The 417-nt window shown below is 46.3% G+C and carries 1 protein-coding gene; it reads left to right on the top strand.

The window, feature by feature from the left end:
* Nucleotides 1-101: 101 nt before the first annotated feature.
* The coding region (locus CWB98_RS23535; RefSeq protein WP_171045754.1) for a Gfo/Idh/MocA family oxidoreductase at nt 102-417 on the top strand (316 nt) is incomplete at its 3' end.

The following is a 417-nucleotide window of genomic DNA, read 5'->3' as shown; positions in this document are numbered from 1 at the left end:
GATGTATTAATGTTTCCCATCCATGAGTACTGGCTTGATATAGGCCGGATGGACGATTTCAATCGCGCTCAGGTGGATATTCGTAGTCTGGGAATGGGTTAATGCAAAGCGTAGCCGTTATTGGTTTAGGTAATATCTCTCATCGCCATAGAAAGAATTTGAAGGCTCTAAAACCCGACGCTCGAGTTATAGCCATGCCAGCAAGCAATCGACAATTAACAACTTTGCCGGCCCATGCCGATGTCTGTGTAACGCAACTTAATGAGCTGATTGAATTGCGACCTGAGTACGTCATTGTCGCGTCACCTGCGAATCTACATACAAGCCATGGTAAGTCGCTGCTAGAGGCAGGAATTCCATGCCTTATAGAGAAACCACTGGGTGCAAGCCTAGACCAAGCTCAGGAATTGTTGAGAT

Origin of the sequence: Pseudoalteromonas rubra (genome assembly GCF_005887115.1) — a bacterium.
Lineage (GTDB): Bacteria > Pseudomonadota > Gammaproteobacteria > Enterobacterales > Alteromonadaceae > Pseudoalteromonas > Pseudoalteromonas rubra_F.
Note: the sequence above shows the minus strand (reverse complement) of the source record. Positions and strands in the feature narration are given on the sequence as shown.